Below are 15,542 nucleotides of genomic sequence, written 5' to 3'. Positions count from 1 at the left end.
TACAAAAGTACCATTAAAAAAAGTCCTTGATAATTACAGCTTGATAGGCTTTAAAAATACAAGGACCTCAAATCTTTCCAGATTAATTAGTTTTTTAATCGCTCTACAATCATTGAGGAAAAATAGTTTACTCCTGTTTCAATACATTCCTCATCTACCATGAAGTTAGGCGTATGTGGCATGGCAATAATACCTTTCTCAAAGTTAGAACCGCCCAAGAAAAAATAAACACCTGGTGTATGTTTTTGAAAAAATGTAAAATCGTCTCCAAAGCTACCCGGAGCTACCCCATACATGGGTAGTACATTTTGTTTTCCATAAACCCTTGAGATAGTGTTCATGCTTTCCTTGGCCAAAAACTCATCATTCATGGGCGATTTATTCTCGCCAAGAACATATGAAAATTCTGCTGATAGTAAGTCATTTGAAAATTTGGAATGCTTTATCTCCTTTCTAATGGATTCTAAATATGCGTTCAATTCATCCAAATTACTGGCATCCACAATAGCACCTATTTTTAAATAGGTCTCGGTTTCGTCAATGTAAAAATCACTTCTAACCGCTACATAGTTTTTGTAAAGGGAATTTAGACTGTTTACGCCAAGTTCTGGACTTAAAATATTTCTGTCGTCCCAAAATCCACTTTTAGAATCATATGTCTGTAGCCCTGATAGCAATTCTTTGGTGTAATTGATTTTTTCGTCCTTCTGGTCCGCATTTTTATAAGCTACCTCAATTTTTGTTCGATGCGCATAGATATTGTTTGGTTTGGTCAAAATAGTTCCTGAAGGCGAAGGAGAAAGGTGTAGCCCATAAATTTCGTCAGGTTCAATCATATCGAACAACCCATCGTTAATCATAGCTTTTGCTCCCGTAAATTTTTCTTCCGCAGGTTGAAAAATAAAATAGACCGTACCCGTAAGATTTTGCTTTAAACTTGAAAGAACATCTGCTATTCCAAGTCCGATTGTGGTGTGCACATCGTGTCCGCAGATATGCCGTATCCCATCGTTGTTCGATTTAAAATCGAAAACATCAGGTATATCGGTAGCTATAGCATCTATATCTGCACGCCAAGCGATATGCTTACCTGGCTTTCCGGTATTCAAAATTCCTACTACGCCATAACCGCCTATGCCCTTTTTGACTTCAAGACCTAAGGATTCCAGATATGAAGCTACCTTCATAGAAGTTCTTTTCTCTTGTTCGGACAATTCAGGATGCTTATGAAAATCCCTTCTAATCTTTACTAGATTGTCAAAAATTTCATTGGTTCTACTTTGTACTTTTATATGAATTTCGAGTGCATTTTCATTTACAATAGTAAACTCCTTTAATGTGTTCTGACCAAAAATTAGGCATCCCATAACCAGGGCTAATAAACTAATAGTGAGTTTTTGTGACTTCATGATATATTGCTTTTAAATGATTATAGGTGCAATATCATTTTTCCTATCGTTTAGGGGAAGTCCTATTTTTTGAACTATCGTAATGCCTGGTTAAACTGTTAGTATTTGTCTTACGTATTCAACCAATCCTTAAAATCACTTGTTTTTGGACGGCTAACAATAAATTCTTGGTCGCGTGAATTGGTAATGGAGAGTTTCACCCGGTGGTTGAAATAGGAATCTATTTTTTCAATGGAATTTTTGGCCACAATTTGCCCACGGTTTATTCTGAAGAATATATTGGGGTCCAATGAATCGAAAAGTTCATCTATGGTTTCATTTATAATAAAACGTTTGCCCAAAGTCACGCCAAATGTAACGCTGTCCTCGGAATAACAGTAAAGTAGTTCCGATACTTTGACCTGAAGAAATCCACTACCCTCTTTGACCAATATGCCTTCCCTTGAAGAAGTTGTTTGAAAACTATCAATAAGCTGTTTCAAAATGGAGGGATCGATGGAATTCGATTTATTGGACTTTTTAAATTTATCAAGTGCCTTCTTCAAATCATCATGCTGAATTGGCTTTAGCAGATAATCCACGCTATTCACCTTAAATGCCTGTATGGCATATTGATCAAAGGCTGTTGTAAAAATAATCGGTGCTTGGATATCGATTTTCTGAAAAATCTCAAAACTTAAGCCATCGGCCAATTGGATGTCCATAAATACCAAATCCGGCAAATCATTATCTTGAAACCACCGTACGCTATCTTCCACTGTGTCGATTACTACCAAAAGTTCGTATTCAAAATCACATGACCTTAACATACGCTGCAATTGATTTGCCGCTCTGGCTTCATCTTCAATAATCAGTATTTTCATGGATAATCTTTTTGATGTGACACTTTTACCAAGGGAAGGGTTACCCTAAATCGATTTCCGTCATTATTAATTTCAAGGGATTCACCGGAAATCAACCTATACCGCTTTTCTATATTAGCGAGTCCGACCTTTGTTGATGGTAATTGTGTGGATTTTGGTTGAATCCTATTATCCACCGTCAATCTATTCTCTTTGACAACAACATTTATTAGTAAGGGTTTCGCTTTGGATATGACGTTATGCTTAATCGCATTTTCCAGCAATAACTGAAGGCTCATGGGTACTATCATAGCTTCAAGTGAAGTTTCAGGAATATCCCAATTCAATTTCAAATTAGTACCGAAGCGCTCTGATTGTATGTGAATATAGGCTTTGGCAAACTTTAGCTCCTCCCTAAGTGAAATGAGATTTGTATTACCAGCTTCTAACAAAAAGCGATACATATCGGATAGTTTGTCCACAAACTCCTTTGCATCTTCTTTTGAATTTTGGTCAATGATATCGCGTAAGGTATTCAGGGTATTAAAGAAAAAGTGCGGTTGAGCCTGATTTCTCAATGCGTCAAGCTGTGCCTGTACAATCGCCTGTTTGGATTTCTCCTCCTGTCTGATGGATTTTTTTAGCCTTATGTTGTAGTAAATAGCTTCATATATGGCCATTGTCATAATGGTAATCAAGATAATGGGCAGAAGCATTTTTATTCTAGACACCTTATCGCCATAATGAAAACCCGGTATCAAGGATAATAACGTACCGCCTATAAAATCGACCAGAACCACCGTGCAGGTAATTGCAAGGAAAAACAAAACGATTCGCTTAACATCCTCATGGAATGCAGGGTATTTCCGTCGTAAATAAATCATTACTCCTCTATTAATTACCCAGTCGATTATGGTAAAAAGTAGCGAAACAACCCAACTTATAACCGCTTCGGTGAGAGAAACCAACTCCAAGGCACTACTGAAAAGATATGTGGTAACAGCACTAAGAATCAAAATACCAACAATGGAAAACCAGAAGTCGTCAAATCCTAAATATTTAATACGCTTTTCTTTGTTAAGTATCACTGTACGCTTATTAAGATGCTATGAAAGGAATACCCTGTTTCGCTTGGTAAAAAATATAGCCAATCAAAAATGAGAATACCAAGGCAAATAAGGTAACAAGCATAAGTTGTTTTCTTTGTGAAAATTTCCATTTATAACCAAGCCATACGGCGAATAACGGAATTATCTGAATACTATGCAATGCGAAGAAATGGGCAACCCTTAAATCCCCACCCTTTGTACTCCAATTGACTAGAGGTAGCCCAGCCTCCCCATCGGGTATGGCCACATTATGCCCCATCTGACTGATCATCTGTCCGCCAACCCAGCTCCCAAAAAGAACAATTAACCAACCTAGCAATATGGCCCATTGTTGCGGTTTCGTTGTCTTTAATTTTAAGCGTATCGTATCTATAATAAATAAGACCATCGTGAGTACGTTAATACCAACAAAGACACCCATTAACATAAATAGTATAGCATCAAAATTAGTTGCTATATTATAATGACTTTGTACGCCCCTAGAACCTTGGTACAGGATGATGAGAAACTCCAATAATAAGGACCACATAGTAATATGGTTGATAAGATTCTTTTTCCTTTCGGAGTATGGATATTTGGTAATCAAATATCCCACGGTTAGTAAGTAGAGTGATATGGAAATAGAAAATTTTAATGGCTTTAACCAAACACTAACTCCCATTAAGGTTCGTTCATCAATGAAAAGACCAATTAAGCATCCTATTCCCATTATTGCGATTACCATGGCTACCCAGAATAATATCGGACTTTCTTTTTTGACTTTCGTAAATAGTTTTCCGATTGTTTGTTGAAAGCCACCCCAAGGCGTTACTTCATAATTTGAGGCGTGACTATTTTCAATTAATGTTTGTGTGTAAAGGTCCATATTATTTTCGTTTTCATTATTTGCTGTTAATCCTGAATAATTTTCGTAATTCATCCCACATGGTTTTTTATGGTTTTAATAGTCCAGAACAAAAGGAAACCTAAAGGCCCAAACATAAAAGTGAAGAAAAGACAAGGTGCCATAAGAGCCTTATGAATTCCGAATTCCTTGTTCTTATCTATCATCCACATACCCACTAGAAGATCAAATGCGAGATAATGAATCCAACCAGCCAGAACGGCATTTTCCTCAGTAAATAAATTCATTACAGATCCAAGACTCCCAAAGTCCATAAGTCCAGTATCCATCATGGATTGGATGATGTAAAAAATATATACTGCAGAAAGCACTAAAGGGATTACCTTGAAATCGATCAAGTATCTGGTCAATTTCCACTTCGGCAAGAATATCATCAATAGCCACATGGGCATAACGATGAAGTTTGCGAGCGAGAACATAGTAGTTGGTGTCATTTTAAAGTTTTTTGGATATAATGATGTCCCAAAAATGTAGACAAACCATCACTTTAAAAATGACTTTATGTTGAACCGTCGCTTAACAGTCTTGAAACGTCAAGAACGGTTTAAAATGGAATGATTTTAGTTTTAACTCGTAAGAGTAAGTAGAATGAACATTAATCCCTTAGGGTTGTTTCAGATGTACCAAGTACATTTTATTCACCACGTTGTTTCGGGAATTGGGATTGAGAAACTTTCCTTGAAGACGTGTTATTCTGAATTGCTCCACGGTTAACTGTCTATCCCAGTCCAAGGGAGATTCCCTTATTTTTTCCAATTCTTCTGAATTGACATACACCCAAATATCCTTTTTGTTCCCTATTTCCGTAAGTGTACTTATTTGAACCGGATATTTATTATAAAAATCCAGTGCCCAGGTATGGTCATCTCCAATCTTATATACTTTATCCACCGGAATGTTGTTATCCGCTATCAACTCTGACATATTGGACCCACCCTGATATTTTAGGAGGTTGGGATAAAAATGTAGATTCAAAACTGCATTTAAGAGCAACGAGGCGCAGACGGATACCGTTATCAAACGCACATAAGTATTTTCCGTTTTCAAGGTGAAAAAGACGATTACCAAACCGCCTACACAAAGGAGAATGGGTATTAGCACTCCATCGAACTTAAAGACAAAAAAACAGATCAGGGCAGAGGCCATAAATACTACGCACAAAATAAAGTATTGTACCCACAGGAGGATCTTTGTCATTTTCTGTTTATCAAACCGATGTAAATCGTACATATAGGAGGCGGTAAGTACAGAAAACAAGGGAATGGTCACATTTAGGTAATGGGGCAATTTAAACTGGGCGAAGCTTATCAAAATAAAAACCAATGTTATTCCTCCCAAGGTCAAAAATTCATATTTTGGATTGTGCTTGAATTTTAATTTGAAAAAGGTTTTGGTACGACACCAAAAAGCAGTCAATGCCAAGATGGTCCAAGGAAGAAACACCCATAAGAACGTGTGGAAGAAGAAAAAATAATCACTACTGTTTTTGCCTATGCCCTCCCCGCTCATACGCTCAAAACTCTGTTCCCAAAAAATAAAAAAGATACCGCTGCGGTTTCCTCTCCCCCGTATTATTTTTTCGGGATGTAGGTCGAATTGTAGGTAATATGCATACAACATGGGCGCGATGGTCAGCCCAAAAATCACCAACCCCAAAAATACTTTCCAACTTAGAAATCGGTGCCACTTTCGGGTATATGCAAGGTGACATAAAATAGGTAACCCAATAACCACTAAGGCAATTTGGCCCTTTGTAGAAAAGGCCATTCCCGCACCAAAGCCTCCTAATAAAACGGACAGTAAAGTTCCTTTTTCTATGTACACTGCCAATTGCCAAATGGCGAAAACAGTGAATCCGGTCAATACGGCATCGGTACGTACATCGATGGCTCCCAAAACAATGGTCTGGGCGGTCATGAAAATAAGCGCTGCCAATTTACCTGTATGAACGTTATAGAGTAATTTTCCTAGTCCGTAACAGCTATAGGCGCCCAAGAGGGTTGCCAAAATACCGGGAATCCGGTATGCCCAATCGTGAATACCAAAAATCTTATAGGAAAGCGCAGCCAGCCAGTAATGCATATGCGGCTTGTCCAAGTACTCGTTGGGGCCCTTAAACAAGTTGATGAAATCGTTCTCATTGACCATGCGCATGGCCATGACGGCGAATTGGGCGGAATCGTTCTCAAAAAGGGTCACAAAGCTTCCGGCGATATAAACCAAAACAATGAGAACCACTAAAAACCAATACCTTAGGTTGGATATCATAAAGAGAATTTCCGATGTGCAAATATAAATAACTTTGCAAACAACCATCCCAAGAAACTTCCGATCAGGGCACCGGTCATTACATCCAAAGGAAAATGCACACCAATATACACTCTACTATAGGCCACCAAAAAGGCCCAGAAAACAAGAGCCAAACCTATATACCTGATTTGGGAACGCAACATATAACCAAAGAAAATGGCCAAGGCAAATGAATTGGAGGCGTGCGCCGAATAGTATCCGTATTTTCCTCCGCAATAGCTCTTTACCAAACGCATGAGGGAACTCACTTCCGGATCATGGCAGGGCCGTAACCTGGCCACACCGTATTTAAAAAAGTTGCTCAGTTGGTCGGATACCGTAATCAGCAACCCGACCGATATCACCAACACCAACGTTCCTTTAAAACCAAATTTTGTATAGGAAAGAATTAAAAGGAAAAGATAAAGGGGAATGGCACTGAATTTATTGGAAATAAACTGCCAAAAGGTATCCCATGAGGGGCTGCCCAAACCATTTAAGTAGATAAATATATCCTTATCAAACTGAAGTAGCTGATCAAGCATTCTATTCTTCGTATCTGGAAACTTCCCTGTCATAAAAGGCCGAAGCGGCCTCGATTAGGTTTTCGGCTTCGGACTCCAACTCTGTTTCATCTTCCTTTGAAAATTCCTCCAACCATTCCACCTCATCGTCCTCAAGGTTAATGATGAACCTCGGATAATCGGTATGGATAACATATATGGCGTTAGGATAATCCGTATTGTCGCCTAATATAAACTTGGGTAATTCCATGGTTATGCTATTACTTGATTATGATACATGTGTGTTTACAAAGTTATGCAGTGCGAATCAATTTATGGGTCAAATAATTAAACCGAATATACAACATAATCGCAGACGCCGTAAGTCCGGTCAAAAGCCCCACCCAAATCCCCACGCTCTCCAAGGAGGTATGCAAACCCAGGTAATAGGAAATGGGAAACCCGATCAACCAATACGCCACAAACGTAATGAAGGTAGGAATCTTAACATCCTGTAAACCTCGCAAAGCTCCTAAAACGACTACCTGAATACCATCCGATATCTGAAAGAAGGCCGCGACCAATAACAGCTGGGAAGCCAAGATGATCACTTCAGTATTGTCCGTGAAATTAAGCAGGCCATCCACGTCCAAGTAAAGGGTAGGAAACCAATCCCGCCCCACCAGGAACAAAGCGGCAAATACAATCTCCAAGAGGAAGGTCAGAAAAAATATAGATTGGGCAATCCTTCGTAATTCCCTGTAATCCTTAAGACCCTTCTGATTGCCCACACGTATCATGGCGGCAACACCAAGACCCATGCCGAACATAAAGGTCATACTGCTCAAGTTTAAGGCAATCTGATTGGCAGCTTGTGGATTCTTCCCCAGTACCCCACTTAGCCAAATAGCGGCTGTAAAAATGGCTACCTCAAAAAACATTTGTAAAGCCGATGGAAATCCCAGGGAAACTATTTTTTTAATAACACGCCTTTCTATATTTCTAAAATTGAAACCGGTAACATAGTCGTGAAACTTTTTCTTGTTCTTAAGAAGCATCCATAAATAAAAAACCATGACCACCCTTGCAATCAATGTACCCCATGCCGCACCTACGATACCCAGTTTGGGAAATTCGAAGGAACCAAAAATCAACAAATAATTGAGCGTAATGTTAACCACATTGGCTATGACCGTGGCATACATGGGATACCTTGTCTGGGACAATCCTTCCGAAAACTGCTTAAATGCCTGAAAAACAATAAGAGGCACCAATGAAAAGGCTACCAAATCCAAATAGGGCATGGCCAGTTCAACTACCTCTTTGGGCTGTTTCATTAAATACATTAACGGCTTTGCCAAAAGGATGAGAAAAAATAAAGAGAATCCCAAAATGGTACAGAGTACCAGTCCGTGTTTTAATGCACTCTTGGCATTTTCTTTATTCCCGGCCCCATCAGCCTCCGCGACCAACGGTGTAATGGCGGTTGAAAACCCGATTCCCAGTGACATGGCAATGAACACAAAACTATTACCTAAGGATACGGCGGCCAGTTCCGCAGTGCCCAGTTGGCCCACCATAATATTATCGGCAAACTGAACAAAGGTATGTCCCAACATCCCCAAAATTACGGGCACGGAGAGCTTTATGTTGTATGCGAATTCTTTGGTGTAATTGGTGAACACGAGCGGAAATTTAGAAGCTCAAAGATACTTTTATATAAATAATTTTACGGGATTTACCCTAATCCATTTCCTTGGCCTTGTTCCAATAGATATCCATCTCTGCCAAGCTCATATCTTTCAGGGAATTTCCCGTTTTTTCCGCCTCCTCTTCCAAAAATTGAAATCGTTTGGAAAATTTTTTATTGGTTCGTTCCAGGGCATTCTCCGGATTTATTCCCAAAAACCGGGCATAATTGATCATGGAGAAAAGTACATCGCCAAATTCCGATTCTATCCGATCTTTGTTTCCTTGCGAAACTTCCTCATGAAGCTCTCCCAATTCTTCCTGTAGTTTTTCAAACACCTGTTCCGGTTGCTCCCAATCAAACCCTACTCCGGCTACCTTATCCTGAATCCTATTGGCCTTTACCATCGCGGGCAGACTTCTTGGAACGCCCTGTAAAACGCTTTTCTTACCTTCTTTTAGCTTTATTTTCTCCCAATTTTGTTTTACCTCTTCCTCATTCTCCACGGTTACATCCCCATAAATATGCGGATGCCTGTTGATCAGCTTCTCACAAATACCATTAGCTACATCGGCAATATCAAAACTCCCCTTTTCCGATCCTATGTTGGCATAGAAAACAATATGTAACAGCAAATCGCCAAGCTCGCCCTTTATTTCATTCAAATTATCATCCAGGATGGCATCGCCCAATTCATAGGTTTCCTCAATAGTCAAATGTCTGAGGCTCTCCATGGTCTGCTTCCTGTCCCATGGGCATTGTTCACGTAGCTCTTCCATAATGGTTAGCAAACGATCAAGTGCCTTTAATTGTTCTTCCCTAGTATTCATTCCATTCGTTTTCGCAAAAGTACGAATCTCTCCACATAGGGGATGTTGTTAATTTTATTACCTTAGGAGACTACGATGATTACATCGGAATTCAAATTAAACCACTAACCAGATTAATGAAAAGAAGAAATTTTTTAGTCCGTTCGTCACTATTTTCCGCTGGTACCATGCTTTTGCCATCCTTTAGTTTTGCCTTTGAAACCAATCAAAGATTCGGGGTACAACTATATAGTTTTAGGGACGAAATGGCCAAGGACCCCTTGGGAACCCTTGAGCAAATAGCCGCTATTGGGATCAAGGAAATTGAGTCGGCCAAGAGTAGTAAAGGACATTATTATGGCTTAACACCAAAAAGCATGAAACAGGCCTGCGAGGATTTGGGCATGACATTGGTAAGCGGGCATGTTCGTTTGGACAAGGATTTTGAAAGGACCATGGAGGAGGCCGTTGCATCCGGTCAGGACTACCTGATATGCTCGTCCATGCCTTCTGATGGGCAAACCTTGGATAATTACAAAAAGGTAGCGGAGGAATTCAACAAAGCCGGGGAAGCCTGTCAAAAATTGGGCATCAAATTTGGCTACCACAACCATGAATATGAATTTGAATCGGATCAGGGCCAAGTGCTGTACGATGTGCTCATGGACCATACCGAACCGGAATTGGTATACATGGAGCTCGATTTGGGCTGGGTGATCGTAGCCGGCAAGGATCCCTTGGACTATTTCAAAAAATATCCCGGGCGGTTCCCACTTTGGCATCTAAAGGATATGGATATGAAACATAAGGAAAGTACGGAGTTTGGCAAAGGGGGATTGGACATCAAAGCAATGATGAATAATAGGGTAACCTCCGGTGTCAAACATATCTTGATAGAACAAGAGGAATATGCCAGTACCCCTTTGGAAAGCATGCAGCACAATATGGATTTTCTAAACAACCTCTAAATGACAAGACCCTTCCTTCTCCTAGTATCGGTTTTACTGGCACTCTGTACGGCCTGTGAACATCAGGAAAAAACAACCTATGATGTCGTAATACGGAATGGACAGATTTTGGATGGCTCCGGTAAGACATCCTTTACCGGTGACATCGCCATCAATGCCGATACCATTGCGGCCATAGGCTCCCTTGAAAATGCAGTGGGCAAAGCTGAAATCGACGCTACCGGGCTTTCGGTCGCGCCGGGCTTCATCAACATGTTAAGTTGGGCGAACGTGGCCTTATTGGAAGACGGACGTTCCCAAGGAGACATACGACAAGGGGTGACCTTGGAGGTGCTTGGCGAGGGTTCATCCATGGGACCTTTGAGCGAGGAAATGAAAAAAGACATGAAGGAAGGCCAGGGCGATATCCAATACGATATCCCGTGGACATCCCTTGGGGAATATTTAAACTATTTGGAAGAAAAGGGAATATCCACCAATGTGGCTTCCTTTGTTGGGAATGCTACCTTACGGGAATATACCATCGGCATAGAAAAAAGACCTCCTACGCCCGAAGAAATGGAAACCATGAAAAAGCTCCTGCGCCAAGGAATGGAAGAAGGTGCCGTGGGGCTCTCCACCTCCTTGATTTATGTTCCTAGCGGACATGCACAAACCGATGAAATCATTGAATTGGCCAAGGTTGTTTCGGAATATAATGGTATGTACATCTCCCACATCAGGGATGAGGAAGGTGGACTATTGGAAGCGGTAGATGAATTGATTACCATATCACGAGAAGCAAAGCTCCCTGCGGAAATTTATCACTTTAAGGCATCGGGAAATGCGAATTGGCATTTGTTGGACAGTGCGATCACCATGGTTAACACCGCTAGGGAAAACGGCCTGGCCATTACTACGGATATGTACATGTACAACGCCAGTTCTACGGGACTCAACGTGGTTTTGCCCGCGTGGGCCAAGGAAGGGGGTCACAAGTCCACCATTGCGTTGATGGAAAATCCGATCACCCGAAAAAAAATGATGGACGAGATCGACTTTCACGTGCCACCCGAAAACATTCTATTGGTCGGTTTTAGAAATAAGGAACTTCGTAATCTTATTGGAAAGACATTAGCAGAGGTTGCGCAAGAACGCCAAAAATCGGCCAACGAAACCTTGGTAGATCTTATCTATGAGGACGACAGTCGGATTCAAGTGGTCTATTTCTCCATGTCCGAAGAAAACGTGAAAAAGAAATTGAAACTTCCCTACATGAGTATTTGTTCCGATGCAGGTTCTTATACCAATGAAGGCGTATTTCTCGAGCAAAGTACACACCCACGGGCCTATGGTTCCTTTGCCCGATTATTAGGCCATTTCGTACGCGACGAAAAAGTAATTCCTTTGGAAGAGGCTATTTATAAGTTGACGACCCTGCCCGCCACCAATTTAAAATTGAAAAAAAGAGGTGCTTTAAAAGAAGGTTATTTCGCCGATGTTGTCGTGTTCGACCCCAATACCATCAAAGCGAACGCTACTTTTGAAGAACCCCACCAATATGCTACGGGGATGATGCACGTATTCGTCAACGGCGGACACGTACTGAAGGATGGGGAACATACAGGTACCTTTTCGGGAAGGTTCGTAAAAGGTCCGGGAGCCACTAAGTAAACTTAAAACAAATAAAATAATTATTGACTAATCGATGAAAACCATAAATGTACTTTTTGCTTTACTTCTTTTGAACTCCTGCGCTAACGCCCAAGATATTGTAGAATCGGGTGCTTCACTTACTTTGGTATCTGAAGAATTCAAATTTACCGAGGGTCCGGCTGTTGATGACGAGGGAAATATTTTTTTTACGGATCAGCCCAATGACCGTATCGTGAAATGGGACGCCAAGACCAATACGGTTTCCGATTGGATGCACCCCAGTGGAAGGTCTAACGGACTCTATTTTGATCACCAAGGAAATTTGATATCCTGTGCAGATGAAAAAAACCAATTATGGAAAATTGATCCGGAAAAGAATATTACGGTACTTGTAGAAAAATTTGAAGGGAAATTTCTGGGAGGACCCAATGATGTATGGGTAGACCCAAAAGGGGGAATGTATATAACGGACCCTCTGTACAAAAGGGATTGGTGGAAAGATAGAACTCCAGAGGTAGAGAAAAGACGTGTATACTATCTAGCGCCTGGAAGTAATACACTGACTATAGTAGAGGAAGACTTGGTTATGCCCAATGGAATCATAGGGACCAAAAATGGCAAAAAATTGTTTATCGCCGATCCGGGCGATAAAAAAACGTATGTCTTTAAAATCAATAAAGACGGAAGCCTTTCTGAGCGTAGGCTATTCTGTGAGATGGGGTCGGACGGTATGACCTTGGACAAAAAGGGCAACCTATATCTAACCGGCAATGGGGTAACCGTATTCAACAAAGATGGCAAACAAATAAAACATATTAAGGTCCCCGAAAACTGGACTGCCAATGTCACTTTTGGAGGCCCTGAAAGGGACATACTCTTTATTACGGCCATGGACGCCGTTTACACCTTAAAAATGAACGTAAAAGGCATTAATTAAAGCAAAATCAAAATGACCTGGAAAAATCTATTCGACAAGCAGGAATGTGAGGAAACCATAGCACGTGTCAATAAGCTCACCCCGGAAACCCTACCCCAGTGGGGCAAAATGAACGTGTCCCAAATGTTGGCGCACTGTAATGTTGCCTATGAAACTACGTATACGGACAAACACCCGAAACCCAAAGGATTCAAAAAGTTCCTAATCAAGTTGCTAGCAAAGAATGCCGTTGTGGGCCCAAAACCGTATAAAAAAAACGGTCCCACTTCCCCGGTTTTTAAAATAAGCGATGAGCGGGATTTCGCAAACGAAAAGGACCTGCTAATCGGATATCTCAAAAAGACCCAAGAGTTGGGAGCCAATCATTTTGACGGTAAGGAATCCTTTGCTTTTGGAACCTTGACCAAACGGAATGGAATACCCTTTTTTCAAAACATCTGGACCATCACTTGCGGCAGTTTGGCGTGTAGAACATATAGTAATTTTAATCCCTCTAACCAAATTTGTATTTTGAGGCACGAAAAATCGTATCGAGAACCGCATGTCCAAAAAAAAACTGCTTCTCGATACTTGCCCGAAAGGAGGGCGGGCAAATTTTTCTCAATTCAATCTAAAAATTAACTCGAAGTGACGATTTTTATAAAAATGTACTATGAATTTTTAAAGTAACCTACCTCGGGGCAAGCTCACGAGGAATTCTTTGAAAACGAACTTTTAATTTCGAGGCAAGCCTCGGGGTATTAAACCCTTTGGCGGTGCCAATAAAAACCAACCCATTATGACAGCGTATATTTTTGAATTTATTGGAACCGGAATGCTTATTCTTATTGGCAATGGAGTCGTGGCAAACCTGGTTTTAAAAGGCACCAAAGGTGCCGATAGTGGCTGGGTAGGCATCTCCCTGGCTTGGGGAATTGCCGTCTTCATTGGGGTATTTATCTCGGCGGATGTGAGCGGGGCCCATTTGAATCCCGCAGTGACCATTGGCCTTGCCGCTGCCGGAAAATTCTCTTGGACTTTGGTACCCGGTTATATTATTGCACAAATTTTTGGGGCCATGGTCGGCAATTTTTTGGTGTGGCTGACCTATAAAAAACAATATGACCAAACCGAAGACCCTGGTGCTATTTTAGCGACTTTTAGTACCGCTCCCGCCATACGAAGCTATGGTTGGAATGTAGTTTCGGAAGCGATTGGAACCTTCGCCCTCGTTTTTGGGGTCTTCTATATTGCTGGTGGTGCACTGGCCAATGAGCCTATTTCCTTAGGTTCATTGGACGCCCTTCCCGTAGCCCTTTTGGTTATGGGTATCGGGTTTGGATTGGGCGGTCCCACGGGCTATGCCATCAATCCGGCCCGTGACTTGGGACCCAGGATCATGCACGCTATTTTACCCTTAAAAAACAAAGGGGACAGCGATTGGAGCTATGCTTGGGTCCCTGTTGTAGGACCCGTTATTGGTGCTCTTGTGGCGGCGGGCGTGTTTTTATTACTAAATTAAAATTGAAAAAATGAAAATCATATTTAAAGCTTTATTCCTTTGTTTCTCTAGCGGCCTTTTTGCGCAGCAAATTATTGAAGTGCCCCACGAAACCACCACGACCGTTCAATGGGAAGGGAACGAAAAGGAATATTTTTCCGAAATCTGGCAAACCCAAGTAGTCACAAACGTGTCTACCCCTACCATGGAGGTATTTGCTCCGGAAAATCCCAACGGAACCAGCGTTATCGTAGCTCCAGGTGGAGGATTGTATGCCTTGAGTATCAATAGCGAAGGAAACGATGTCGCAAGATGGCTTGCCGAAAGAGGCATTACGGCCTTTCTATTGAAATACCGATTAGTTCCCACCGGGGAGGATGGGGTACAGGAAATTAGTATGGAGGGAGCCACCAATCCCCAACGGATCATGCAACGGGTTGCACCAGTTCTTCCCTTGTCAATACAGGACGGACTGTCCGCCATTGAATACGTGCGGACCAATGCCCAGAAATATAAGCTAGACCCCCATAAAATTGGTTTTATGGGCTTTTCCGCCGGAGGTGCCGTAACCATGGGCGTGGCGTACAACTACAACGAAAAAAATAAACCCGATTTTTTGGTTTCGGTCTATCCCTGGACCACGGCCCAACCCGTTCAGGAAGTGCCACAAGACGCTCCACCCATGCTGGTCATCTGTGCCACGGACGACCCCTTGGGACTCGCCGCGGGAAGTATTGAACTCTATTCCTCCTGGCTCAAGAAAAACAAGACCGTAGGGCTGCATATGTATTCCAAGGGCGGACACGGATTTGGCATGAAACAACAAAAACTCCCTTCCGATGATTGGATCCAGCGTTTTTATGATTGGTGGGAGGTGGAGATTGGTGAATAATGGAAAAGCTCATAAACAAGTCCATTATTTTTAAAAGCGTAAGGTCATCTTTGATTAACATTCCTTTGTTGATTA

At 41.4% G+C, this 15,542-nt stretch carries 16 protein-coding genes; 6 read left to right on the top strand and 10 right to left on the bottom strand.

The genetic code is table 11. The features are described from left to right. Window positions 1-86: 86 nt before the first annotated feature. The 10 genes from BFP75_RS17895 to mazG form a co-directional block, all read right to left on the bottom strand. Complete coding sequence (locus BFP75_RS17895; RefSeq protein WP_099546713.1) at window positions 87-1,409, bottom strand: M20 family metallopeptidase; 1,323 nt, start codon at window positions 1,407-1,409, stop codon at window positions 87-89. Between the two features lie 110 nt (window positions 1,410-1,519). Then, window positions 1,520-2,272 carry a LytR/AlgR family response regulator transcription factor gene (locus BFP75_RS17890; protein ID WP_099546712.1) on the bottom strand — a complete coding sequence of 251 codons (753 nt, stop codon included), beginning with the start codon at window positions 2,270-2,272 and terminating at the stop codon, window positions 1,520-1,522. Next, window positions 2,269-3,339 carry a sensor histidine kinase gene (locus tag BFP75_RS17885; RefSeq protein ID WP_099546711.1) on the bottom strand — a complete coding sequence of 357 codons (1,071 nt, stop codon included), beginning with the start codon at window positions 3,337-3,339 and terminating at the stop codon, window positions 2,269-2,271. Before BFP75_RS17885 ends, BFP75_RS17890 begins: the two co-directional genes overlap by 4 nt. Window positions 3,340-3,349: 10 nt before the next feature. Further along, entirely contained in the window at window positions 3,350-4,279 is a 930-nt protein-coding gene (locus tag BFP75_RS17880) for a hypothetical protein (protein WP_099546710.1), read from the bottom strand. Then, complete coding sequence (locus BFP75_RS17875) at window positions 4,276-4,698, bottom strand: ABA4-like family protein (protein WP_099546709.1); 423 nt, start codon at window positions 4,696-4,698, stop codon at window positions 4,276-4,278. Before BFP75_RS17875 ends, BFP75_RS17880 begins: the two co-directional genes overlap by 4 nt. 169 nt (window positions 4,699-4,867) lie before the next feature. Further along, a complete protein-coding gene (locus BFP75_RS17870) occupies window positions 4,868-6,532 on the bottom strand; it encodes an ArnT family glycosyltransferase (protein ID WP_099546708.1) in 1,665 nt (554 codons plus the stop codon). After that, window positions 6,529-7,098, bottom strand: a complete 570-nt coding sequence (locus BFP75_RS17865; RefSeq protein ID WP_099546707.1) for a phosphatase PAP2 family protein — start codon at window positions 7,096-7,098, stop codon at window positions 6,529-6,531. Before BFP75_RS17865 ends, BFP75_RS17870 begins: the two co-directional genes overlap by 4 nt. A 1-nt stretch (window position 7,099) precedes the next feature. Next, window positions 7,100-7,327 (bottom strand): hypothetical protein, encoded by a 228-nt coding sequence (locus tag BFP75_RS17860; RefSeq protein ID WP_099546706.1) that lies wholly within the window; start codon window positions 7,325-7,327, stop codon window positions 7,100-7,102. 43 nt (window positions 7,328-7,370) lie between these two features. Beyond that, window positions 7,371-8,741, bottom strand: a complete 1,371-nt coding sequence (locus BFP75_RS17855; protein WP_099546705.1) for an MATE family efflux transporter — start codon at window positions 8,739-8,741, stop codon at window positions 7,371-7,373. A gap of 58 nt (window positions 8,742-8,799) precedes the next feature. Then, window positions 8,800-9,576 (bottom strand): nucleoside triphosphate pyrophosphohydrolase, encoded by a 777-nt coding sequence (mazG, locus tag BFP75_RS17850; RefSeq protein ID WP_099546704.1) that lies wholly within the window; start codon window positions 9,574-9,576, stop codon window positions 8,800-8,802. 116 nt (window positions 9,577-9,692) lie between these two features. Between mazG and BFP75_RS17845 the strand changes: the two genes are divergently transcribed. The 6 genes from BFP75_RS17845 (at window position 9,693) to BFP75_RS17820 (ending at window position 15,467) form a co-directional block, all read left to right on the top strand. Next, window positions 9,693-10,523 (top strand): sugar phosphate isomerase/epimerase family protein, encoded by an 831-nt coding sequence (locus tag BFP75_RS17845; protein ID WP_099546703.1) that lies wholly within the window; start codon window positions 9,693-9,695, stop codon window positions 10,521-10,523. After that, window positions 10,524-12,176 (top strand): N-acyl-D-amino-acid deacylase family protein, encoded by a 1,653-nt coding sequence (locus tag BFP75_RS17840; RefSeq protein ID WP_099546702.1) that lies wholly within the window; start codon window positions 10,524-10,526, stop codon window positions 12,174-12,176. 34 nt (window positions 12,177-12,210) lie between these two features. Next, window positions 12,211-13,095, top strand: a complete 885-nt coding sequence (locus BFP75_RS17835) for an SMP-30/gluconolactonase/LRE family protein (RefSeq protein ID WP_099546701.1) — start codon at window positions 12,211-12,213, stop codon at window positions 13,093-13,095. A 12-nt stretch (window positions 13,096-13,107) separates the two neighbouring features. Beyond that, window positions 13,108-13,716 (top strand): hypothetical protein, encoded by a 609-nt coding sequence (locus tag BFP75_RS17830; protein WP_317044544.1) that lies wholly within the window; start codon window positions 13,108-13,110, stop codon window positions 13,714-13,716. Window positions 13,717-13,873: 157 nt separating this feature from the next. After that, on the top strand, window positions 13,874-14,596 hold the full coding sequence (locus BFP75_RS17825) for an MIP/aquaporin family protein (RefSeq protein ID WP_099546700.1): 723 nt from the start codon (window positions 13,874-13,876) through the stop codon (window positions 14,594-14,596). A gap of 10 nt (window positions 14,597-14,606) precedes the next feature. Next, window positions 14,607-15,467: an alpha/beta hydrolase gene (locus tag BFP75_RS17820; RefSeq protein WP_099546699.1), complete on the top strand. Its 861-nt coding sequence runs from the start codon at window positions 14,607-14,609 to the stop codon at window positions 15,465-15,467. The last annotated feature ends 75 nt before the right edge of the window (window positions 15,468-15,542 follow it).

Source organism: Maribacter sp. 4G9 (assembly GCF_002742265.1).
Classification (GTDB): Bacteria; Bacteroidota; Bacteroidia; order Flavobacteriales; family Flavobacteriaceae; genus Maribacter.
Note: the sequence above shows the minus strand (reverse complement) of the source record. Positions and strands in the feature narration are given on the sequence as shown.